The 21,179-nt window shown below is 71.4% G+C and carries 22 protein-coding genes; 13 read left to right on the forward strand and 9 right to left on the reverse strand.

What is annotated here, in order from left to right; genetic code table 11:
- Positions 1-124 precede the first annotated feature (124 nt).
- Genes lnt through EXE57_RS02185 form a run of 3 tightly spaced genes read left to right on the forward strand, consistent with a single transcriptional unit; the run spans position 125 to position 2,855 of the window.
- On the forward strand, positions 125-1,618 hold the full coding sequence (gene lnt, locus EXE57_RS02175) for an apolipoprotein N-acyltransferase (RefSeq protein ID WP_244246956.1): 1,494 nt from the start codon (positions 125-127) through the stop codon (positions 1,616-1,618).
- Positions 1,615-2,373, forward strand: a complete 759-nt coding sequence (locus EXE57_RS02180) for a polyprenol monophosphomannose synthase (RefSeq protein WP_208542939.1) — start codon at positions 1,615-1,617, stop codon at positions 2,371-2,373. The genes lnt and EXE57_RS02180 overlap by 4 nt, the downstream gene beginning before the upstream one ends.
- A complete protein-coding gene (locus EXE57_RS02185; protein ID WP_135073587.1) occupies positions 2,370-2,855 on the forward strand; it encodes an FxsA family protein in 486 nt (161 codons plus the stop codon). The genes EXE57_RS02180 and EXE57_RS02185 overlap by 4 nt, the downstream gene beginning before the upstream one ends.
- On the opposite strand, the gene EXE57_RS02190 is transcribed toward EXE57_RS02185, so the two are convergent.
- The 3 genes from EXE57_RS02190 to EXE57_RS02200 all read right to left on the reverse strand — a co-directional run bounded on the left by EXE57_RS02190 (position 2,848) and on the right by EXE57_RS02200 (position 5,571).
- Positions 2,848-3,228 (reverse strand): RNA polymerase-binding protein RbpA, encoded by a 381-nt coding sequence (locus tag EXE57_RS02190; RefSeq protein WP_135073589.1) that lies wholly within the window; start codon positions 3,226-3,228, stop codon positions 2,848-2,850. The genes EXE57_RS02185 and EXE57_RS02190 overlap by 8 nt on opposite strands.
- Positions 3,229-3,421: 193 nt before the next feature.
- Positions 3,422-4,774 (reverse strand): MFS transporter, encoded by a 1,353-nt coding sequence (locus EXE57_RS02195; RefSeq protein WP_135073591.1) that lies wholly within the window; start codon positions 4,772-4,774, stop codon positions 3,422-3,424.
- Positions 4,771-5,571, reverse strand: coding sequence for a glycerophosphodiester phosphodiesterase family protein (locus EXE57_RS02200; RefSeq protein ID WP_135073593.1), 801 nt, complete (start codon positions 5,569-5,571; stop codon positions 4,771-4,773). The genes EXE57_RS02195 and EXE57_RS02200 overlap by 4 nt, the downstream gene beginning before the upstream one ends.
- A 63-nt stretch (positions 5,572-5,634) precedes the next feature.
- Between EXE57_RS02200 and EXE57_RS02205 the strand changes: the two genes are divergently transcribed.
- The gene (locus EXE57_RS02205) at positions 5,635-5,895 is read left to right on the forward strand and encodes a TFIIB-type zinc ribbon-containing protein (RefSeq protein ID WP_135073595.1); all 261 of its coding nucleotides are present in this window, start codon (positions 5,635-5,637) and stop codon (positions 5,893-5,895) included.
- A 115-nt stretch (positions 5,896-6,010) separates the two neighbouring features.
- Here the strand turns inward: EXE57_RS02205 and EXE57_RS02210 are convergent, their stop codons facing one another.
- Positions 6,011-7,537 (reverse strand): helix-turn-helix domain-containing protein, encoded by a 1,527-nt coding sequence (locus EXE57_RS02210; RefSeq protein WP_135073597.1) that lies wholly within the window; start codon positions 7,535-7,537, stop codon positions 6,011-6,013.
- Between the two features lie 81 nt (positions 7,538-7,618).
- Here EXE57_RS02210 and EXE57_RS02215 point away from each other — a divergent pair, with 81 nt between their 5' ends.
- Both EXE57_RS02215 and EXE57_RS02220 read left to right on the forward strand, forming a co-directional pair.
- Positions 7,619-8,635 carry a zinc-dependent alcohol dehydrogenase family protein gene (locus EXE57_RS02215; protein WP_135073599.1) on the forward strand — a complete coding sequence of 339 codons (1,017 nt, stop codon included), beginning with the start codon at positions 7,619-7,621 and terminating at the stop codon, positions 8,633-8,635.
- A 22-nt stretch (positions 8,636-8,657) separates the two neighbouring features.
- Positions 8,658-10,337, forward strand: a complete 1,680-nt coding sequence (locus EXE57_RS02220) for an alkaline phosphatase D family protein (RefSeq protein ID WP_135073601.1) — start codon at positions 8,658-8,660, stop codon at positions 10,335-10,337.
- Here EXE57_RS02220 and EXE57_RS19560 read toward each other — a convergent pair.
- Both EXE57_RS19560 and EXE57_RS02225 read right to left on the reverse strand, forming a co-directional pair.
- Positions 10,327-10,485 (reverse strand): hypothetical protein, encoded by a 159-nt coding sequence (locus tag EXE57_RS19560; RefSeq protein ID WP_167305789.1) that lies wholly within the window; start codon positions 10,483-10,485, stop codon positions 10,327-10,329. The two genes, EXE57_RS02220 and EXE57_RS19560, sit on opposite strands and share 11 nt — an antisense overlap.
- A 163-nt stretch (positions 10,486-10,648) precedes the next feature.
- Positions 10,649-11,851, reverse strand: a complete 1,203-nt coding sequence (locus EXE57_RS02225; RefSeq protein WP_135073603.1) for a cysteine desulfurase-like protein — start codon at positions 11,849-11,851, stop codon at positions 10,649-10,651.
- 62 nt (positions 11,852-11,913) lie between these two features.
- Between EXE57_RS02225 and EXE57_RS02230 the strand changes: the two genes are divergently transcribed.
- The 6 genes from EXE57_RS02230 to EXE57_RS02255 all read left to right on the forward strand — a co-directional run bounded on the left by EXE57_RS02230 (position 11,914) and on the right by EXE57_RS02255 (position 18,997).
- Positions 11,914-12,717: a GNAT family N-acetyltransferase gene (locus EXE57_RS02230; protein ID WP_135073605.1), complete on the forward strand. Its 804-nt coding sequence runs from the start codon at positions 11,914-11,916 to the stop codon at positions 12,715-12,717.
- 99 nt (positions 12,718-12,816) lie between these two features.
- A complete protein-coding gene (locus EXE57_RS02235; RefSeq protein ID WP_135073607.1) occupies positions 12,817-14,265 on the forward strand; it encodes a basic amino acid/polyamine antiporter in 1,449 nt (482 codons plus the stop codon).
- Between the two features lie 22 nt (positions 14,266-14,287).
- The gene (locus EXE57_RS02240) at positions 14,288-15,547 is read left to right on the forward strand and encodes an arginine deiminase (RefSeq protein WP_135073609.1); all 1,260 of its coding nucleotides are present in this window, start codon (positions 14,288-14,290) and stop codon (positions 15,545-15,547) included.
- Between the two features lie 80 nt (positions 15,548-15,627).
- Positions 15,628-18,000: an ATP-binding cassette domain-containing protein gene (locus EXE57_RS02245; RefSeq protein WP_135073611.1), complete on the forward strand. Its 2,373-nt coding sequence runs from the start codon at positions 15,628-15,630 to the stop codon at positions 17,998-18,000.
- A 72-nt stretch (positions 18,001-18,072) separates the two neighbouring features.
- On the forward strand, positions 18,073-18,402 hold the full coding sequence (locus EXE57_RS02250) for a VOC family protein (protein ID WP_135073613.1): 330 nt from the start codon (positions 18,073-18,075) through the stop codon (positions 18,400-18,402).
- 49 nt (positions 18,403-18,451) lie between these two features.
- Entirely contained in the window at positions 18,452-18,997 is a 546-nt protein-coding gene (locus EXE57_RS02255; RefSeq protein ID WP_135073615.1) for an inorganic diphosphatase, read from the forward strand.
- A gap of 2 nt (positions 18,998-18,999) precedes the next feature.
- Here the strand turns inward: EXE57_RS02255 and EXE57_RS02260 are convergent, their stop codons facing one another.
- Positions 19,000-19,725 (reverse strand): class E sortase, encoded by a 726-nt coding sequence (locus tag EXE57_RS02260; RefSeq protein WP_135073617.1) that lies wholly within the window; start codon positions 19,723-19,725, stop codon positions 19,000-19,002.
- Positions 19,726-19,790: 65 nt separating this feature from the next.
- Here EXE57_RS02260 and EXE57_RS02265 point away from each other — a divergent pair, with 65 nt between their 5' ends.
- A complete protein-coding gene (locus EXE57_RS02265) occupies positions 19,791-20,471 on the forward strand; it encodes a peptidylprolyl isomerase (RefSeq protein ID WP_135073619.1) in 681 nt (226 codons plus the stop codon).
- Here EXE57_RS02265 and EXE57_RS02270 read toward each other — a convergent pair.
- On the reverse strand, positions 20,454-20,909 hold the full coding sequence (locus EXE57_RS02270) for an OsmC family protein (protein WP_135073621.1): 456 nt from the start codon (positions 20,907-20,909) through the stop codon (positions 20,454-20,456). The genes EXE57_RS02265 and EXE57_RS02270 overlap by 18 nt on opposite strands.
- 43 nt (positions 20,910-20,952) lie before the next feature.
- Positions 20,953-21,105 (reverse strand): hypothetical protein, encoded by a 153-nt coding sequence (locus EXE57_RS19565; protein WP_167305790.1) that lies wholly within the window; start codon positions 21,103-21,105, stop codon positions 20,953-20,955.
- Positions 21,106-21,179 lie beyond the last annotated feature (74 nt).

The raw sequence follows: 21,179 nt of genomic DNA on the forward strand, positions 1-21,179 counted from the left end.
ACTTCCCGGTGTCGGCAGCCGGTCGATCTCGGGTTGGCCCGAAGGACGCAGCGGACCCTTCCGCCGCCCTGCAACCCCGACCGGCGGGGCGGTCGGGGTGGTGCCGACAGGTACCTTTGCCCCCGTGCTCCTCCGGACCGGCTTCGCGCTGCTCGCGGGCGCGTTGCTGGCACAGGCGTTCGAGCCGGTCGGGCTCGCCCTGCTCCTCCCGATCGGGGTCGCCGGCTTCGTGCTCTCGGTCCGCGGACTCCCTGCCCGCCGCGCGTGGATCCCTGGCCTGGCGTTCGGCATCGGGTTCCAGTTCGTCCTGCTCTTCTGGATGCGCGTCGTCGGCTACGAGCCGTGGGTGGCCCTCGCCGGGATCGAGGCGGCCTTCTACGCGCCGCTGGCGTCCGCCACCGTGGTGCTGCTCCGGCACCGGGGCGGCCCGCTGTGGTTCGCTGCCGCCTGGGTGGCGATGGAGACCATCCGGTCGGGGTGGCCGTTCAGCGGCATGCCGTGGGGGCGCCTCTCGTACGCCGTGGCCGGCACCGCGTGGCAGGACGCCCTGCCCTACGTCGGCATGGCCGGGCTCTCCTTCCTGCTCGCCCTGCTCGGCGCGCTGCTCGCCGGTGTCGTCACCGGTCCGCGGCGGCTCCGGGCAGGAGTCGCCGTGGCGGGCGTGGCCGCCGCCAGCGTGGTGCCGACGCTGGTCCCGCACGAGCTGCCGACGGTGGGGGAGCGGACCGTCGCCGTGGTCCAGGGCGACGTGCCGGGCGACGGGAGCGACATCCTGCTCGACCACCGCCAGGTGACACGCAACCACGTGGACGCCACCGTCGACCTCGCCGACCGGGTCGAGGAGGGAGGCGCTCCGCGCCCCGACTTCGTGGTCTGGCCGGAGAACTCCACCGCGGTCGACCCGTTCCTGGCCAGTGACGTCAACGCCTGGATCAACGAGGCCAGCGCTGCCGTGCAGGTGCCCATCCTGGTGGGCGCGATGGTCGATGCCGGGACCGAGAACGTCCTCAACCAGGGCATCGTCTGGGAGCCCGACACGGGGGCCGCCGACCGCTACACCAAGTGGCACCCCGTGCCCTTCGGCGAGTACATCCCCTGGCGCGACCTCGGCCTCGGCAGCATCGGCCAGCTCCGCCTGATCCCGCGCGACATGCTCGGCGGCACGCGCACCGAGCCGCTGCCGGTGGGGGGCACGCTGGTCGCGGACGCGATCTGCTTCGACGTCGCCTACGACGACGGCATCCACGCCCAGCTCCGCAACGGTGGGCAGCTGCTGACCGTCCAGACCAGCAACGCGATGTTCATCCACACCGCGCAGATCGAGCAGCAGTTCGAGATCTCACGGCTGCGCGCCCTCGAGACCGGACGGCACGTCCTCGTCGCCGCGACCAACGGCGTCTCCGGGGTGATCGCCCCCGACGGCACCGTCGTGGCGCGGGCCGGGATCCGGACCCAGGACGTGCTGGTGGAGGACGTCACGATCGCCGACGGGCTCACCCCGGCGGTGTGGGCCGGCTCGTGGCCCGGCCGCGCGGCCGTGGCCCTCACCGTCCTGGGCCTCGTGCTGGGACTGCTCCCGTATCGTCGACGTCAGCGGAGCGGAGGTGTGGGCACATGAGCGGCGAGGGCCGGGTCTGCATGGTGGTCCCGACGTACGACGAGGTCGAGAACCTGCCCTGGGTCGTACGCCGGCTGCGCGGTGCGCACCCCGACGTCCACGTCCTCGTGGTCGACGACGGCTCCCCGGACGGGACCGGCCAGGTCGCCGACGAGCTCGCTGCGGCCGACCCCGGGGTGCGGGTGGTCCACCGCACCTCCAAGGAAGGCCTCGGCGCCGCCTACCTCCACGGCTTCCGGGTGGCGCTCGACGCCGGCTACGACGTGATCGGCGAGATGGACGCCGACGGCTCCCACCAGCCCGAGCAGCTGCACCGCCTGCTCGACGCGCTCCCGTACGCCGACCTGGTCATCGGGTCGCGCTGGGTGCCCGGGGGCTCGGTCGTGAACTGGCCGCTGCACCGCCAGGTCCTCTCCCGCGGGGGCAACACCTACGTCCGGCTGCTGCTCGGGGTCGACGTACGCGACGCGACGGCCGGCTTCCGGCTCTACCGGCGGCAGACCCTGGAGAAGATCGACCTCGAGACGGTCAGGTCCACGGGCTACGTGTTCCAGACCGACCTCGCGGTGCGGGTGCTCCGGCACGGGATGGTGGTGCGTGAGGTGCCCATCGAGTTCGTGGAACGGGTGCGGGGGGAGTCCAAGATGGACCGGGCCGTCGCCACCGAGTCCCTGCGGCGCATCACCGCCTGGGGCCTGCGGGAGCGCCGCGAGCAGGTGCTGCGCCTGGTCCGGTCACGGCGGGGCCACCGATGAGCCGCCGCTGGCTGCGCCCGCTGCTGGTCGCCCTCTTCATCGGGGTGCCGCTGCTGGAGATCTACGTCCTGGTCCAGATCGGGCAGGTGATCGGCGCCTGGTGGACGATCCTGCTGCTGGTGCTGGCCAGCATCATCGGCACCATGCTCGTGCGCCGCGAGGGCGGTCGGGCGTGGCAGGCACTGACCACGGCCCTCGAGACGGGGCGGATGCCCCACCGCGAGCTGGCCGACGGGGCCTTGATCCTGATCGGCGGGACGCTGATGCTCGCCCCCGGGTTCGTCACCGACGCGGTCGGCGTGCTGCTGATCCTCCCGGTCACCAGGCCCGTGGCCCGGAGGATGCTGGCCGGGGTGGTCGCACGCCGACTGCTGGGTCCGGTCAGCACGTCGTACGGGCCTGCAGACGTACGTCGCCCCGGACCCTCCGGCACGGGGCCGGTGATCCGGGGCGAGGTCGTCGACGACGACGGGTCTAGCTGACCTTCTTCTTGCGCGAGGAGCGGTGCAGGTGGGCCGGGCCGATCTCGCCACCGCGGAGCAGCTCGAGGCGCTCCTTGAGGATGTCCTCGAGCTCCTTCTCGGAACGGCGCTCGAGCAGCATGTCCCAATGGGTGCGGGCCGGCTTCTCGGCCTTCGCCTCCGGCTGGATGCCGGCGACGCTCAGCGACTCCGCGCCGCAGCGCGGGCACTCCCACGTTGCCGGGATGTCGGCCTCGACCGACATGGTGATCTCGAACTCGTGACCCCGCTCGCAGCGGTAGCCGACCTGCTGCCGTGCCGCGAACTCGATCCCGCGCTCGTCCTCGAAACTCTGGCCTCCGAGCCGGGCGCCTCTCAGTGTGCGCTCCGCCATGAGCCACCTCCCTGGTCTGATGTTCCCCCGTGGAACGCTCCGGACGGTGTCACCGGTCCGGCGCGCATGTGGGCGTTACATCGTGTTCAACGCTACGCCTCGTCCAACGGTACGGGGAGGGCCAAGATTCCCGGGAATCCCGAGGCGTGGGCCACATCCGGGTGGGGTGGCGACGGCTGGTCCCGTCTGGTTGTCAGACGACGCTGGGGGCGGTGTTGCCGGCCTCGCGAATGCCGCGCTCGGTGTCGACCCGCAGCAGCAGCACCCCACCGACGACGAAGAAGACGATGAGCGCGAAGATGGCCGGCCGGTAGGAGTCGGTGAGCGTGTAGACCACCCCGAACAGCAGGGTGCCGAACCACGACGTCCCGCGATCCATGGCGTGGTAGAAGCTGAAGTACTCGGCTTCCTTGCCCCGGGGGATGAAGAGCGAGAAGTACGACCGCGCCAGGGCCTGCGTGCCGCCGAGCACGATCCCGATGGCCACGCCCAGCGCGAGGAACGGCACGATCTGGCCGGCCGGGACGAAGAGAGCTGCGGTGACGATCAGCATCCAGATCACCAGCCCGACCAGGATCGTGCGCTTCGCGCCGACCCGGCCCGCGGCGCGGCCGAAGAGGAGCGCCCCGAAGACCGCCACGAACTGGACCAGGAGGTAGGTCGCGAGCACCGTGCCGGTGTCGAACCCGAGCTCCTCCACGCCGTAGACCGACGCCTGGCTGATGACCGTCTGGATGCCGTCGTTGAAGAAGAGGTAGGCCAGCAGGAACGTCAGCGCCATGGGGTAGTTGCGCAGGTCCTTGAGGGTCTCCCAGAGCTGACCGAAGCTGCGGGCGAACACCCCGCCCTCCACCTGCTCCACGTCCTGCGGGGGATGGTTCCGCAGCCCCCGCCAGGGAATGAAGGTGAAGCCCGCCCACCACACCGCGGCCGAGAGCAGGCTGATCCGGACGGCCATGCCCTCGGTGAGGCCGAAGGTGGCGTGGAAGCTGACCAGGACGAAGTTCAGGGCGAGCAGCAGTCCGCCGCCGGCGTACCCGTAGGCCCACCCGCGCGAGGAGACCGCGTCGCGCTCCTCCTCGGTCGAGATCAGCGGCAGGATCGCGTCGTTGACGACGGCGGAGGCGCCGAAGCAGAGGTTGGCGGCGATGAAGGCCAGGGCACCGAGCTGCCAGCTGTCGCCGCTCATGAAGAAGAGCAGGGCCGCGAAGAAGGCTCCCGCCCAGGCGAAGCCGGCCAGCATGTCCTTCTTGCGGGCGGTGCGGTCGGCGACTGCGCCGAGCAGCGGCAGCACGACCGCCGAGATCACGGTGGACGTCGTGATGACGAAGGCCGGCAGCGCGCCCGGGGCGACCTGGAGCCCGAGCACGGAGACCCGGTCGTCGACCGCCGCGCTCTCGGCCACGGCGATCAGGTAGGGACCGAACAGCACGCCGGCGACGGTCGTGGCAAAGGCACTGTTGGCCCAGTCGTAGAAGTACCAGGCCTTCTGCTCGCGGGCGCGCGACACCGGGCTCAGGTCCGCGACACCGGCGGCTGCACTCATGGCTGTCCCCTCCACTGCCCGCGCTGCACGAGCACGTCCCTGAGTATGTCGGTGCGATCGGTCATCAACCCGTCGACACCACGGTCGAGCAGGACGATCATCTCGTCGGCGTCGTCGACGGTCCATGAGTGCACGTGCTTACCCGTCCGGTGCGCCCGGCGTACGAGACCGGCGGTCGTGACGGTGAGGGGACCACGTCGGTGGGGGACCTGCAGCGCGGCGAAGCCGCGGCCGCCGGAGAGCAGCGCTGCCAGCCGCGCCGAGGGCAGCAGCCGGTAGGCGACGACCTGGAGCGGGCTCGCCGAGGTCGCGACCCGGCCGCCGGTCAGCCGCCGGAAGCGGCGCAGCCTGCGGCCCGAGAACGACCCGACCAGGACCCGGTCCCAGGCCTCCCGCTCGGCGACGAACTGCGCCAGCAGCGGGACGGCCTCCCCGGACTTGAGGTCGATGTTGAAGCGTGCCCCGGGAAGGGCGTCGAAGAGCTCGGCGAGCGTCGGGATCGGCTCGCGCCCGGCGATCCGTACCGCCCGGATCTCGGCGTACGTCGCGTCCGCGACCCCGCCGCTGGTGTCCGACACCCGGTCGAGCACGGCGTCGTGGAAGGCCAGCAGGACTCCGTCCGACGTCGCGTGCACGTCGGTCTCCAGGTAGGAGTAGCCGAGCGACGCCGCGTGCCGGAACGCGGCCAGGGTGTTCTCGAGACCGACCAGGTCCGGGTGCCGGGCGCCACCCCGGTGGGCGAAGGCGAGGGGGCCGGTCGGGGCGTCGAGGTAGGCGTGTCCGGTGCGGGGCGTCACGGCGAGCAGTATCCACCGCGAGCCCCGTCCCGGCAGGCGGATGGGGAGGAGTACCGTCGCGACATGGAGCCTCTGACCTGCCCCCGTTGTGACTCCCCGATGGCGAGCCGTCCGCTCGGCACGGGTCAGGTGAACCAGTGCCCCGAGGGCCACGGCGTGTTCCTCGAGCGGGCCGAGCTCGGCAACCTGATCGAGGCCGAGACCGACTGGCACCGCCACGCCGCCCAGTCGACCGCACCGATGCCGCGGATCACCCCGGACATGGTCGCCCCGCCGTCGGCCCGCAAGCCCGCCCGCGCCTGGGTGGAGACGCTCTTCAGCTGACCACACCGGCCCCGTCCGTCACGTCGCGGACGGGATTCGTGCGCCTCCCACGCGTTGCCACGCGCGGGAAGTGCATGAATCCGCGGCGGGCCGGGGATTCATGCAGCGGCTGGGCTCAGATGTCGCGGAACGTCTCGATGTTGGCGCCGAGCAGGTTGAGCCGCTCGGCGAGGTCCTCGTAGCCACGGTGGATGACGTACGTCGACCGTAGCACCGACGTGCCCTTGGCGGCGAGCATCCCCAGCAGCAGGACGACGGCGGGGCGGAGCGCCGGCGGGCACATCATCTCGGTGCCGGTGAAGCTGCTCGGTCCCTCGACCAGGACCCGGTGGGGGTCCAGCAGCTTGACCTGCGCGCCGAGCTTGTTGAGGTCGGTGAGGTAGATCGCCCGGTTCTCGTAGACCCAGTCGTGCAGCATCGTCTGGCCGGTCGCGACCGCGGCGATCACCGCGAAGAACGGCAGGTTGTCGATGTTGAGCCCCGGGAACGGCATCGGGTGGATCTTGTCCAGCGGCGCGTGCAGCACGCTCGCGTGCGTGGTCAGGTCGATCAGCCGGGTGTGGCCGTTGCGCGCGACGTACTCCTCGGAGCGGGTGTAGTTGAGCCCCATCTCCTCGAGCAGGGCGAGCTCGATCTCGAGGAACTCGATCGGGACCCGCTCGATGGTGATCGAGGAGCCGGTCACGATCGCGGCGGCGAGCAGCGACATCGCCTCGATGGGGTCCTCGGAGGGCGCGTAGTCGACGTCGACGTCGATCTGCTCGCAGCCGGTGACGGTCAGCGTGGTGGTGCCGATGCCCTCGACGGTCACACCGAGCCGCTGCAGGTAGAAGCAGAGGTCCTGGACCATGTAGTTGGACGAGGCGTTGCGGATCACGGTGGTGCCGGGGTGGAGCGCGGCAGCCATGAGCGCGTTCTCGGTCACGGTGTCGCCGCGCTCGGTGAGCACGATCGGCCGCGCCGGCGTCAGCTGCGAGGAGACCTGGGCGTGGTAGCTGCCCTCGGTCGCCTTGACCTCGAGGCCGAAGGGACGCAGCGCCGACATGTGGGGCTCGACGGTACGGGTGCCGAGGTTGCAGCCGCCGGCGTACGGGAGCTCGAAGTTCTCGGCGCGGTGGAGCAGCGGGCCGAGGAACATGATCACCGAGCGGGTACGCCGGGCGGCGGTCACGTCGATGTTGCTGAGGTCGAGCTCGGCGGGCGGGATGATCTCGAGGTCGTTGTCGTCGTTGAGCCACCGCGTCTGCACGCCGAGGCTGGTGAGCACCTCGAGCAGCCGGTTGACCTCCTCGATCCGGGCGACCTTGCGGAGCGTGGTGCGCCCGCGGTTGAGCAGCGAGGCGCACAGCAGCGCGACCCCGGCGTTCTTGGAGGTCTTGACGGCGATGCTCCCCGACAGGGTCGTCGGCCCGGTGACGCGGAGGTGGGTGGGGCCGGCGCCCAGGGCGACGATCTCGGAGTCCAGCGCGGAGCCGATCCGCGCGATCATCTCGAGGGAGAGGTTCTGGTGTCCCTTCTCGATCCGGTTGATGGCGCTCTGACTGGTGGACAGCCGTTCGGCGAGCTGCTGCTGCGTCATCCCGCGGTGCTTGCGCGCGTCGCGGATCAGGTTGCCGATGCGGCCCTTGTAGTCCTGGGTCATGGCGCCACGGTATCTCAGATATGAGATAAAGCAATCATCCCCGGAGGTGGGTCGTGGGGGAGGGCTGCAAGGATGGTGGCCATGCGCGCCACGACGATCCATGCCCCTCGCGACATCCGCCTCTCGGAGGTCGCGACCCCCACCATCACAGCGCCCACGGACGCCGTCGTCAAGGTGACGGCCGGCTGCATCTGCGGTTCGGACCTGTGGCCGTACCGCGGGGAGAACGACGTGGAGGCCGGCGCCACGATCGGCCACGAGTGCGTGGGGGTGGTCGAGGAGGTCGGCTCCGAGGTGCGGTCCTTCCGCCCGGGCGACTTCGTGATCGTGCCGTTCTGCCACTGCGACAACACCTGCGAGCACTGCCGGGCCGGCGTCCAGTCGGCGTGCCGCCAGCAGGGCTTCACCGCGAGCGGCCAGGCCGAGTACGCCCTCGTGACCCAGGCCGACGGCAGCATGGTCAAGACCGACGGGATGCCCGACGCGTCCCTCGTGCCGTCGCTGCTGGCGCTCTCCGACGTGATGGCGACCGGGTGGCACGCCGCCGTCGCCGCCGGGGTCCGCGAGGGCGGCACGGCCGTGGTCGTCGGGGACGGCGCGGTCGGGCTGTGCGGCGTGCTGGCGGCCTCCCAGCTGGGGGCCGAGCGGGTCATCGCCATGTCGCGCCACGAGCCCCGCCAGGAGATCGCTCGCAGGTTCGGGGCCACCGACGTGGTGGCCGCCCGCGGCGAGGAGGGCGAGGCCGCCGTGGCCGAGCTCACCGGGGGAGTGGGCGCCGACGCGGTCCTCGAGTGCGTCGGCACCGACGGCGCCATGCGGACCGCCTTCGCGGTGGCGCGGCCCGGTTCGACGGTGGGCTTCGTCGGCGTGCCGCACGGCGTGGAGCTGCCCCTGCGGCGCATGTTCGGCAAGAACATCGGTCTGGCCGGAGGGATGGCGCCCGTCCGCCGGTACCTCCCCGACCTGCTCGAGCGGGTGGTGTCCGGAGCCATCGACCCGGGGCTGGTGTTCGACCTGACGCTGCCGCTCGACGACGTCGCCGAGGGCTACCGGGCGATGGACGAGCGGCGGGCGATCAAGGTGCTGCTCGAGCCCTGATGTGGCGTGCGAGGATCTCGCCATGGCGACCCTCGTGCTCGGCCCGCTGCTGCGGCATGTCGACGAGACCTCGGCGACGATCTGGGTGGAGGTGGCGGACGCGGGGACCGTCACCGTCACCGCCGGCGACCACGTCGCCTCGGCCCGGACCTTCGCGGCCCACGGTCACCACTACGCGCTGGTGGAGCTCGAGGGTCTCGCCCCCGGGAGCCACACGCCCTACACCGTGTCGGTGGGCGGCGAGGCACTGTGGCCCGAGCCCGGGTCGGCGTACCCGCCGTCGGTGATCCCGACGCTGAAGCCCGGCAAGCCGCTGCGGATGGCCTTCGGGTCGTGCCGGGTGAGCGTCCCCCACGACGACGCCGGAACCCAGGCGTTCGGCGTGGACGCGCTGCGGGCGTACGCCCTCCACATGGCCGGTGGCGACGCCGACAAGTGGCCGGACCTGGTGCTCTTCCTCGGCGACCAGGTCTACGCCGACGAGACGAGCGAGGAGATGCGTGACTTCATCGCCTCGCGACGCAGCCTCGACGAGCCGCCGGGCGAGGAGCTCAAGGACTACGAGGAGTACGCCCACCTCTACCGCATCGCGTGGAGCGACCCGGCGAACCGCTGGCTGCTCTCGACGCTGCCGAGCGCGATGATCTTCGACGACCACGACATCCGCGACGACTGGAACACCAGCTGGACCTGGCGCCAGCAGATGGCGGCCACCTCGTGGTGGCACGACCGCATCGTCGGCGGCCTGGCGTCGTACTGGGTCTACCAGCACCTCGGCAACCTCAGCAGCGCCGACCGCGCGGACGACGCGATGTGGCAGCGGATCACCTCCCACGACGGCGAGGGCGAGCTCGACATCACCGGGGCGCTCGACGACCTCGCCGAGCAGGCGGACGAGAAGGCCGACTGCTACCGGTGGAGCTTCGCCCGTGACTTCGGTGACCAGGTGCGCCTGGTCGTGGTCGACTCGCGGGCCGCGCGGGTGCTCGAGCCGGACCGTCGCTCGATCCTCGACGACGTCGAGATGACCTGGCTCGACGACCAGCTGCAGGGCGGGTTCGAGCACGTGCTCGTCGGGACCTCGCTGCCGTTCCTGATGGCACCCGCCCTCCACCACGCCGAGGCCTTCAGCGAGGGACTCTGCTCGGGCGCGTGGGGCAAGCGCGCCGCGGGCGTCGGCGAACGGCTGCGGCAGGCCATCGACCTCGAGCACTGGGCCGCCTTCGGCCAGGGGTTCCGCCAGGTGGCCGACATGGTGCTGGAGGTGGCCGCCGGACGGCGCGGCCCCGCGCCGCAGACGATCACCTTCCTGTCCGGCGACGTCCACCACAGCTACGTCGCCACCGCCTGGGCGGACCCGGCGGTGACGGCGCTGCGCCCGCAGAGCGCGATCGTGCAGGCGGTCTGCTCCCCGATCCGCAACCCGCTCCCGAGGGGGATGGAGCGGATCACCAGCTGGGGGGCGCGGCGGCCGCTGGCGAGGGTGACGCGCCGGCTGGCGCGATCGGCGAAGGTGCCCGCCGGCCCGCTCGGGTGGCAGCTCGACCGGGGTCCCTGGTACGACAACAACCTCGCCGTCCTGGAGGTGCGGCCCGACGGCGGCCTCCACCTGCGGTGGTCGGCGGGCGACGTCGAGGGGCGGCCCAGCGACCAGCCGGTGCTGCGGGTCGTCTCCGAGGTCGACGTCCCGGTCAGGCGCTGAGGAGCTTGCGCTCGGAGGTCGCCTCGGTCTCGGAGCGGCACGTGCACGTGTCGGAGCACGCGAGGTAGGTGTGGCGGCCGTGGCCGCAGCGCGGGCAGGGCATGTCGTGGCTGAGGTGGCTGCTGCTGGTGTCGACGGTGTCCCACATGGCGTGTCCTCGGGGGTGGTGTGTCCGGTGCTGCTGAGGACGACGCTAGGCGCGACCACCGACACTTCGTGGCAGGACACGGTGAAGTTGACCCGACCTGACTAGTCATTCCGGTCGTCCGGGCCATCGGGCTCAGCCGTTCGGCGGGGTGGGCCTCCGCCGGTCACTCCCGCGGGGCGGGCAGGGCGCCCAGGAGCCGGTCCACGTCGTCGTGGTCGGTGTAGGGGGCCAGGCCGACCCGGACGGCTCCCTCGGCACCGAGCCCCAGGGCCTGGCACGGCTCCCACGCGTAGCAGTTGCCCGAGGAGATGCTGACCCCCGCGGTGCCCAGGGTCGCGTGCACGTCGGCAGGTGCGTGCCCGTCGAGGGTGAAGAAGAGGGTCGAGGTGCGGTGACCGGCGCGTGACCACAGCGTCACGTCGGGTCGCTCGAGCAGCGCGCGTTCGATCCGGTCGCGCAGCACCTCCTCGTGCACCTCCATCGCGGCGTACGCCGCCTCCAGCCGTGCCCGACGGCCGGTCGCACCCGTGGGGTCCAGGGTGGCCAGGAAGTCCACCGCGGCCGTGGTGCCGGCCATCAGCTCGTAGGGCAGCGTGCCGAGCTCGAAGCGCTCCGGCACGTCCTCGGTCGACGGCAGCAGCTTGTCGGGGTGGAGCGTCTCGAGCAGCGCCGGGGCCGCGGCCAGCACGCCGCAGTGGGGACCACCGAACTTGTAGGGGGAGCAGACGTAGAAGTCGGCGCCCAGCGCACCCATGTCGACCGAGCAGTGGGCGGCGTGGTGAACGCCGTCGACGAAGAGCAGCGCCCCGGCCGCGTGCACCAGGTCGGCGAGGGCCCGCACGTCCGGCCGGGTGCCGAGCACGTTGGAGGCCGCGGTCAGCGCCACCAGCCGGGTCCGGTCGCCCAGGACGGCCTGCAGGTGGTCGGGCCGCAGCTCGGCCGTCTCGACGTCGAAGTCGATCCAGCGGACCACCGCGCCGACGCGCTCCGCGGCCTGCACCCAGGGCCGGACGTTGGCGTCGTGGTCGAGCCGTGACACCACGATCTCCTCGCCCGGCCGCCACGTGGTGGCGAGTGCCCGCGACAGGTCGTAGGTCAGCTGGGTCATGCTGCGGCCGAGGACGACGCCGCCCGGGTCGGTCCCGAGCAGGTCGCCGACCGCCTGCCGGCAGTCGTGGACCACCTCGTCGGCGGCCCGCTGCGGCGCGGTGAGGGGACCGCGGTTGGAGATCGGGCCGGCCAGGGTCCGGCTCACCGCGTCGACCACCGGCTGCGGGACCTGGGTGCCGCCGGGGCCGTCGAAGAACGCCTCGCCCCCCGCGAGCGCGGGGTAGTGGGACCGGACCGCTGCCACGTCGTACGCCATGGGGACTTCCTACCCGATAACCGGGTGGCGGGAGAGCCGGAGGACCCGTCAGGGTGTCGGCCATGGACCTCCGCGACGGCCTCCTGGCCGCCTACGACGACCAGCTGCGGATCGAGACCGCGAGCGCGACCTCGGTCGCGGAGCTCGGGCCGCTGCGGCTGGCGACCTACGAGGGCGGCCGGGGATTCGTGACCTACCGCGACCTCGGCGACGCCGACGAGCGGGGCGTCCGGCAGCTCGTCGTCGGTGCCCTCGCGCACTACCGCGCCGACCCGCACGTCGTGCGTGTCGAGTGGAAGACCCGCGGCCACGACCGGGCGCCCGGGCTCCACGACGCGCTGGTGGCACACGGCTTCGAGGAGGGGGAGCGGGAGTCGGTGATGATCGGCGAGGCGCAGGCGCTGGCCGTCGACGTCCCGCTCCCGCAGGGAGTGGTGCTGCGGCAGATCTGGTCGGAGGGCGACGTACGCGCGATGTGCCGGCAGCAGCAGGAGGTCTTCGGTGACGACCTCGATCCCGAGGAGATGACGCAAGCACTGGTGCGACGCCTGGCGCTGCGTGACGACACCGAGCTGTGGGTGGCGGAGGTGGAGGGCGAGGTGGTGTGCGCCGGTCGGCTCGAGCCCGTGACCGGGACCGAGTTCGCCGGCATCTGGGGCGGAGCGACCGTGGAGCGCTGGCGCGGTCGGGGCATCTACCGTGCGCTGACCGCGGCCCGTGCACGTTCGGCCCTGCGCGGTGGGAAGCGTTGGATCCAGAGCGACTCGACCGAGGACTCCCGGCCGATCCTCGAGCGCTACGGCTTCCTGGCCGTCACCACCACGACGCCGTACGAGTGGAGCCGCGCGTCCGCCGGCGCGTCGTAAGGGCGGTCACCGGAATCGGGGGAGGGCGTCGCGTCGGAGCCGGGGCTAGCGTCGCGCTCGCCCGGTCGTACCCGTGCCCACGGCGGAGGAGGAGGTGCGGTGGCCACCGTCGACACCGACCAGCCGACCAGCAACGCGGCAGGGATGAGCCTGCCCACGCTCACCGCCATGGTCATCGGGTCGATGATCGGCGCCGGAGTCTTCTCGCTTCCTGCCCGGTTCGGCAGCGCCGCCGGTGTCATCGCGGCCGTGATCGCCTGGGTCGTCGCGGGCACCGGGATGCTCATGCTCGCGCTGGTCTTCCAGAGCCTCGCCGTGCGCAAGCCGCGGCTGGACGCCGGCGTGTTCGCCTACGCCAAGGCGGGCTTCGGCGACTACGTCGGCTTCAACTCCGCGTTCGGCTACTGGGCCAGCGCCTGCGCCGGCAACACCTTCTACTGGGTGTTCATCATGACCACGATCGGCAAGGCGTGGCCGGCCCTCGGTGAGGGCGACACCGTCCTCGCCGCGTCCCTCTCGACCGTCGGCGTCTGGGCGTTCGCGGCGCTGATCGCGCGCGGTGTCCGGGACGCGGCCGCCGTCAACCGGATCGTGACGGTGGCCAAGGTCGTCCCGATCATCGTCTTCATCCTGGTGCTGCTCTTCGCCTTCGACCCCGCGGTCTTCGTCGACAACCTGTGGGGCGGCGAGGAGCAGTCCGTGCCCTCGCTCTACGAGCAGGTCAAGGACACCATGGTCGTGACGGTCTTCGTGTTCCTCGGCATCGAGGGAGCCAGCGTCTACTCCCGCTACGCCCGTCGCCGCGAGGACGTCGGCCGGGCCACGGTCCTGGGCTTCCTGAGCGTGCTGTGCGTCTTCGCCCTCGTCACGCTGCTGGCCTACGGGATCCTGCCGCGCGACGACATCGCCGACCTGCGGCAGCCCTCGATGGCGCCACTCTTCGCGGACGTCGTGGGGGAGTGGGGCACCGCCTTCATCAGCGTCGGGGTGGTCGTCTCGGTCCTCGGGGCCTACCTCGCCTGGACGCTGATGGCCGCCGAGGTGCTGTTCATCCCGGCGCAGGACGCCGACATGCCGCGCTTCCTGACCCGGCAGAACGGTGCCCAGGCGCCGATCACAGCGCTGCTGCTGACCTCGTTGATGGTGCAGGCACTGATCGTCGTGGTGCTCTTCTCCGACGACGCGCTGAACTTCCTGCTCGACCTGACCACGAGCCTGTCGCTGATCCCGTACTTCCTCGCCGCGGCGTACGCGCTCAAGCTCGCGGTCACGGGGGAGACCTACGACCGCCGGGACGGTCGCGGGAAGGGACTGGCGGTCTCCGGGCTGGCAGTGGTCTACACCGTGTTCCTCGTCTACGCCGCCGGGACGGAGTTCCTGCTGCTCTCCTGCATCGTCTACGCACCCGGGACCGTCCTCTACGTGATGGCGCGGCGCGAGAACCGGGTCCGGATGTTCACCCCCGTCGAGCTGGTCGTCTGCGCGGTCCTGGTGGCGGGCGCGATCGCTGGACTCGTGTCCCTCGCCACCGGCAGGATCTCCATCTGACCCTCCCGTCGAAAGGACCGAGATGACCGACTCCGCGGCTCCGAGCGCGTCGTACGGCGTGCACTCCGAGGTCGGCCGGCTGCGCAAGGTGCTGGTCTGCTCTCCCGGTCTCGCCCACCGGCGGCTCACGCCGAGCAACAACCACGACCTCCTCTTCGACGACGTGATGTGGGTCGAGAACGCCCAGCGGGACCACGCCGACTTCGTCGACAAGCTGACCCAGCGGGGCGTCGAGGTCGTCGAGCTGCACGAACTGCTGGCGCAGACGATGGAGGTCGACGGCGCCCGTGACTGGCTCCTGGACCGCAAGATCGTGCCCAACAAGGTCGGGCTCGGGCTCGTGGACAGCACCCGCGCCTACCTCGAGACGCTCGCTCCGCGGGAGCTCGCGGACTACCTCGTGGGCGGGCTCGCCACCGACGACCTGCCCGACGACTTCCGCTCCGGCTACGTCAGCCTCGCCCGGGAGGCGACCGGGGCGCGGGAGTACCTCATGCCGCCGCTGCCCAACACCCTCTACACCCGCGACACCACCTGCTGGCTGTACGGCGGCCTCACGATGAACCCGCTCTACTGGCCGGCCCGCAAGGAGGAGACGCTCCTCTACAAGGCGCTCTACGACTTCCACCCGGACTTCGCGGGCTCGACCGTCTGGTGGGGCGACCCCGACCAGGAGTGGGGCCAGGCCACGTTCGAGGGCGGCGACATCATGCCCGTCGGCAACGGCGTGGTGCTGATGGGCATGAGTGAGCGGACCTCGCGCCAGGCCATCACCCAGGTCGCCGCCGCGCTCTTCGCCCAGGGTGCCGCCGAGCGGGTGGTCGTCGCCGGCATGCCGCGGCTCCGGGCGGCGATGCACCTCGACACGGTCTTCACCTTCGCCGACCGCGACATCGTGACGCTCTACCCGACCATCATGGACGCGGTGCACACGTTCACGCTGCTGCCCTCCGACCGGGCTCCCGGGGTCGAGGTGATCGACGAGGGGTCGGCCGCGTTCGTCGACGTCGTGGCGCGCTCGCTCGGGCTCCCGGAGCTGCGGGTGATCGAGACCGGTGGCGACGTCTACCAGTCCGAGCGCCAGCAGTGGGACTCCGGCAACAACGCGGTGGCGCTGGAGCCCGGTGTGGTGTTCACCTACGACCGCAACACGCTCACCAACTCCCTGCTCCAGCAGGCGGGCGTCGAGGTGATCACGATCGTCGGCGCCGAGCTCGGGCGTGGTCGCGGCGGCGGTCACTGCATGACGTGCCCGATCGTGCGGGAGCCGGTGGATTTCTGACGCTCGGCAGGTCAGGAACGGAGAAGCAGCCTGGCCGGCGGCCCGGATAGCGTGGGCCCGCCACTCACGAGGGAGACACGATGAGCAACGACACCGGGGTGCACGCCGCCGACAACCACGACCTGATCCGCGTCCACGGGGCGCGGGTCAACAACCTCAAGGACGTCAGCGTCGACATCCCGAAGCGGAGGCTGACCGTCTTCACCGGGGTCTCGGGATCCGGGAAGAGCTCGCTGGTCTTCAGCACCATCGCGGCGGAGTCGCAGCGGATGATCAACGAGACCTACAGCGCCTTCGTGCAGGGCTTCATGCCCTCGCTGGCGCGGCCGGAGGTCGACCGTCTCGAGGGGCTGACGACCGCGATCATCGTCGACCAGGAGCGGATGGGGGCCAACCCTCGCTCGACCGTCGGCACCGCCACCGACGCCAACGCGATGCTCCGGATCCTCTTCAGCCGGGTCGGGCAGCCGCACATCGGTCCGCCCACCGCGTTCGCCTTCAACGTCCCCACCCGGACCGCCAGTGGCGTGATGAAGACCGAGAAGGCGAGCGGCCGCGAGGAGAAGCAGGTCGTCCAGAACGCCGTCTACCAGGGCGGCATGTGCCCCCGCTGCGAGGGCATGGGCAACGTCAGCGACTTCGACCTCACCGCGCTCTACGACGACTCGAAGTCGCTCGCCGACGGCGCGCTGACCGTCCCCGGCTACAGCATGGACGGTTGGTACGGCCGGATCTTCAGCGGCGCCGGGCTCCCGATGGACAAGCCGATCGCCAAGTTCACCAAGAAGGAGCTCGAGAAGCTCCTCTACTCCGGGCCGGTCAAGATCAAGGTCGAGGGCATCAACCTCACCTACGAGGGGGTGATCCCCAAGATCCAGAAGTCGATGCTGTCCAAGGACGTCGACGCGATGCAGCCGCACGTACGCCGGTTCGTCGAGCGCGCGATCACCTTCACCACCTGCCCCGACTGCGAGGGCACCCGGCTGACCCGCGAGGCGCTCTCCTCGAGGATCAACGGCAAGAACATCGCCGAGCTGTGCCAGATGCAGATCAGCGACCTGGCGGCCTGGATGCGCGACCTCGACGAGCCGGGGGTGGCGCCGCTGGTGGCCGGCCTCCAGCACCTGCTCGACTCCTTCGCCGAGATCGGCCTCGGCTACCTCTCGCTCGACCGCCCCGCAGGGACGCTGTCCGGGGGAGAGGCCCAGCGGACCAAGATGATCCGCCACCTCGGGTCCTCGCTCACCGACGTGACCTACGTCTTCGACGAGCCCACGATCGGCCTCCACCCCCACGACATCGAGCGGATGAACGACCTCCTGCTCCAGCTGCGCGACAAGGGCAACACCGTGCTCGTCGTCGAGCACAAGCCCGAGACGATCGCGATCGGCGACCACGTCGTCGACCTCGGGCCGGCAGCCGGCTCCGGAGGCGGCGAGATCTGCTACGAGGGCAGCATCGAGGGCCTGCGCGGCAGCGACACCGTCACCGGCCGACACCTCGACGACCGGGCGCAGCTCAAGGAGAAGGTGCGCAGCTCGTCCGGGACGCTCGAGGTCCGGGGTGCCTCGACCCACAACCTGCAGGACGTCGACGTGGACGTGCCGCTGGGCGTGCTCTGCGTGCTGACCGGTGTCGCCGGCTCCGGCAAGAGCTCGCTGGTCCACGGCTCGGTCGCGGGCCGTGAGGGGGTCGTGGTGATCGACCAGGGGGCGATCCGGGGCTCCCGACGCAGCAACCCCGCGACGTACACCGGGCTCCTCGAGCCGATCCGCAAGGCTTTCGCCAAGGCCAACGGGGTGAAGCCGGCGCTGTTCAGCTCCAACTCCGAGGGCGCCTGCCCCGCCTGCAAGGGCGCCGGCGTGATCTTCACCGAGCTCGGGGTGATGGCCACGGTGGAGTCGCCCTGCGAGGAGTGCGAGGGGCGCCGCTTCCAGGCCTCGGTGCTCGACTACACCTTCGGCGGCCGCAACATCGCCGAGGTGCTGGCGATGTCGGTGGCGGAGGCCGAGGCGTTCTTCGCCGACGGCGACGCGCGGACGCCCGCGGCCCACAAGATCCTCGACCGGCTCGCCGACGTGGGCCTCGGTTACCTCACGCTGGGTCAGCCGCTCACGACGCTGTCGGGTGGTGAACGGCAACGGCTCAAGCTGGCCACCCAGATGGCCGACAAGGGCGACGTCTACGTCCTCGACGAGCCCACGACCGGTCTCCACCTCGCCGACGTCGAGCAGCTGCTCGGGCTGCTGGACCGGCTCGTCGACTCCGGCAAGTCGGTGATCGTCATCGAGCACCACCAGGCCGTGATGGCGCACGCCGACTGGATCATCGACCTCGGGCCCGGTGCCGGCCACGACGGTGGCCGGATCGTGTTCGAGGGAACGCCCGAGGACCTGGTGTCCCAGCGGGCGACGCTGACCGGGCAGCACCTGGCGGCCTACGTCGGGGGCTGACCGTCGTCATGTCAATCCGGTCGACTCGCGACGGCCTTCACATCCACACGCGGGCTGCCTAGGTTGGGGCGCATGGTCCGCATCGGGGCAGTCGTCCTCAACGTCTCAGACCGCCACCGTGCGGCGTCCTTCTGGAGCCAGGCGCTGGGATACGCCCCAGCCGCCAACCCGGACTTCCTGGTGCCGGCCGAGGACGGTGCGGCGAGGCTCCACCTCGACGAGACCGACCGGACTCACCTCGACCTGTGGGTCGACGACGCCGAGGAACAGGATGCCGAGGTCGAGCGGCTCGTCGCGCTCGGCGCCCGTCAGGTCGAGTGGGACTACCCGGACGACGCGGACTTCGTGGTGCTCGCCGATCCGGACGGCAACCTGTTCTGCGTGATCGACAAGGGCGCATGACCCCTCTCGGCCGCCTACGGTATCCGCCGATAAGCGACATTATGTCAAGATGAAGACCCTGCCCGAGGGCATCCCCTCCCCGGCAGGCATGCTGGAGGCCATGCCCTCCGACACCCGATCCCGCACCGACCTGCACGCCGACGGCCTCGTCGAGGTGGTGGTCGAGATCCCGCGGGGCGGCCGCAACAAGTACGAGCAGGACGACGACGGCGTGATCTGGTTCGACCGCCGCATCGGCGGGCCGGCCGGCTTCCCCGGTGAGTACGGCTACGTCGTCGGGATCGACGCCGAGGACGGCGACGCCCTCGACGCCCTCGTGCTGTGCGACGAGGCCACCTACCCCGGGGTCCACATGATCGCCCGGGTGCTCGGCGGCTTCGAGCTGCGGATCGGTGAGGACACCGAGACCAAGATCCTCAGCGTCCCCGAGAGCGACCACCACCAGGACCACCTGCGCACGCTGTCCGACCTGCCCGACAACGCGCTGGAGGAGCTCGACTCGTTCTTCGTCGCCTACCGGATGCTCGAGCCGGGCGAGATGGAGGTGCTCCGGCACCTCGAGCGTGACGAGGTCCTGCGCGACTGGCTCTCCTGAGCTCAGCCCCGGACCGGGACGACCCGGTGCAGCACCCCGATCTTGTCGATGCGGTGCTCGGGGTTGTCGAACTTGTCGCTCCAGTAGTTGCCCTCGGCGTGGTCCTCGATCGTCGCGCAGGTCGACAGCGTGATCATGGCGCGGGTCGGCGTCAGGCCCGGGCGACCCGGGACGGCCGCCCGCTGCTCCCGGAGCGACCGCGCCGAGCGGAACGACGTCTCGCGGGTGTCGACGACCCGGTAGACATAACGTGTCCCCCGCGACTCGACGTGCACCTCGTCGCCCCGGGTCAGCGAGGGCAGGTAGCGGAACGGCATCGTCGAGGACAGCCGGTGGCCGGTGACCTGGTAGTTGCCCACGCCGCCGGGACCGACTCCCCCGTCGGGCCCGTGCGGGCTGGCGAGGTCGCCGTCGTTCTGGATCGCCGTCCCCGCCGCGTCGTCGGTGACGCCCTCGTACGGCACCACCGGGAAGTCGCGCAGGTCCAGGTCCGGGATCGTGAGCGTGGCCGCAGCGGGCCGGCCGTCACTCGGCTCCGGCCCGGTCCGTCCTGGCTCGGGCACGGGTTCCGGGTCCCGGGACACGTCGCGCGAGGGTGACGGCGGCGGCTCGGTCGAGGGGGTGGTGGCCGCCACGGAGGGGCTGCTGGTCCGGCTCTCGGGCGCACAGCCCACGGCGAGGAGCAGCACGGCTGCTCCCCCGGCGATCCGTAGCCCAGCGAGGCCCATGCCCGTGACCCTACGACGCGCGCCCAACGCCGACCGGCCGGTGGCGCTCGCCTAGCATCGACCGCATGGTCCCCCGACTTCTCGCCGTTCCGGCCACCCTCGCCCTCCTCGCAGCGCTCGCAGGCTGCGGCTCCGACGACGGCTCGGACACCGCGTCCGACCCCACGTCCCCGGAGTCCAGCCCGACCGGGCCCACGACGACCTGTGACTACCCCGACGGCGGTGCCGCCTCCAAGGAGGTCTCGGCTCCGGACACCGAGGCCCCCGCCTCGGGCGAGGTGGCGGTCACCCTCACGACGAGCGTGGGCGAGATCGGCGCGACCCTCGACGCGGAGGCGGCCCCCTGCACGGTCAACTCCTTCACCTCGCTCGCCGGGCAGGGCTACTTCGACGGGACCACCTGCCACCGGCTCACCACGGCCGGCATCTTCGTGCTGCAGTGCGGTGACCCGAGCGCCTCCGGGTCCGGCGGGCCGGGCTACTCCTTCGCCGACGAGCTGAGCGGTGACGAGACCTACCCGGCGGGCACCCTGGCCATGGCCAACGCCGGACCGGACACCAACGGCTCGCAGTTCTTCGTCGTGTACGACGACACCGAGCTGCCCCCGAGCTACACCGTCTTCGGGACGATCGACGACGCGGGGCTCGAGACTGTCCGCCAGGTCGCCGAGGACGGCACCGCCGACGGCGGCCCCGACGGCGCGCCCGCGACCGAGGTGGCGATCGAGTCAGTCTCGGTCGGCTGAGGCCTCGCCGGCCAGCGAGAACGCCACGGGCTCCCCCAGGGCCACCGTCCGGCTGACGGTGCACAGCCGGTCGCGGGTCTGCTCCAGCGAGCGCGGCAGGACCGCGCGGGCGGCGTCGCCCCCCTCCCCCTCGGGGAAGGTGAGGTCGAAGGCCAACGACAGGTTCACCAGGTGGTTGCCGTGCTCGTCACGCACCTTGTGGCCGCTCGCCCGCACCGTCAGCGCCTCGGCGGGCGCCCGCTTGCGGGTGATCAGGTCGACGTCGATCGCGCCGCAGCCGGCGAGGGCGGCGAGCAGCAGCTCCACCGGTGAGAAGTCGGGGTCCTCTCCCCCGCTGCCGATGAAGGTCTCACCGCCGCGGGCGTTGGTCGCCTTGTAGCGACCCTCCCCGATCTTGGTGAGCTCGATCTGGCGCAGGCTGTCGGGCTGGTCGCTCATGGCGCCAGCCTGCCAGACCGTCCCCGACGACCGGCGAGGTGCGTCAGCGCAGGACGCGTCGCAGCGCGCTGCGCTGCCGCCGGCCGCGGCGCTCGCTCGCCCGGTCCAGCTCCACGGTCCGCAACAGCGCCAGGTCCTGCTCCGAGTGGGTCCGTCCGTCGACGATCCCGTAGGACAGGTACGGCTGCGTGCTCATGGTCTTCCAGCTCCCTCCGACCCCGTTCCGGGTCGCGATCTCCACGATTCATGTAATGAACGATGTCGCTTGTG

Source organism: Nocardioides euryhalodurans, assembly GCF_004564375.1.
In the GTDB taxonomy this organism is placed as follows: domain Bacteria; phylum Actinomycetota; class Actinomycetes; order Propionibacteriales; family Nocardioidaceae; genus Nocardioides; species Nocardioides euryhalodurans.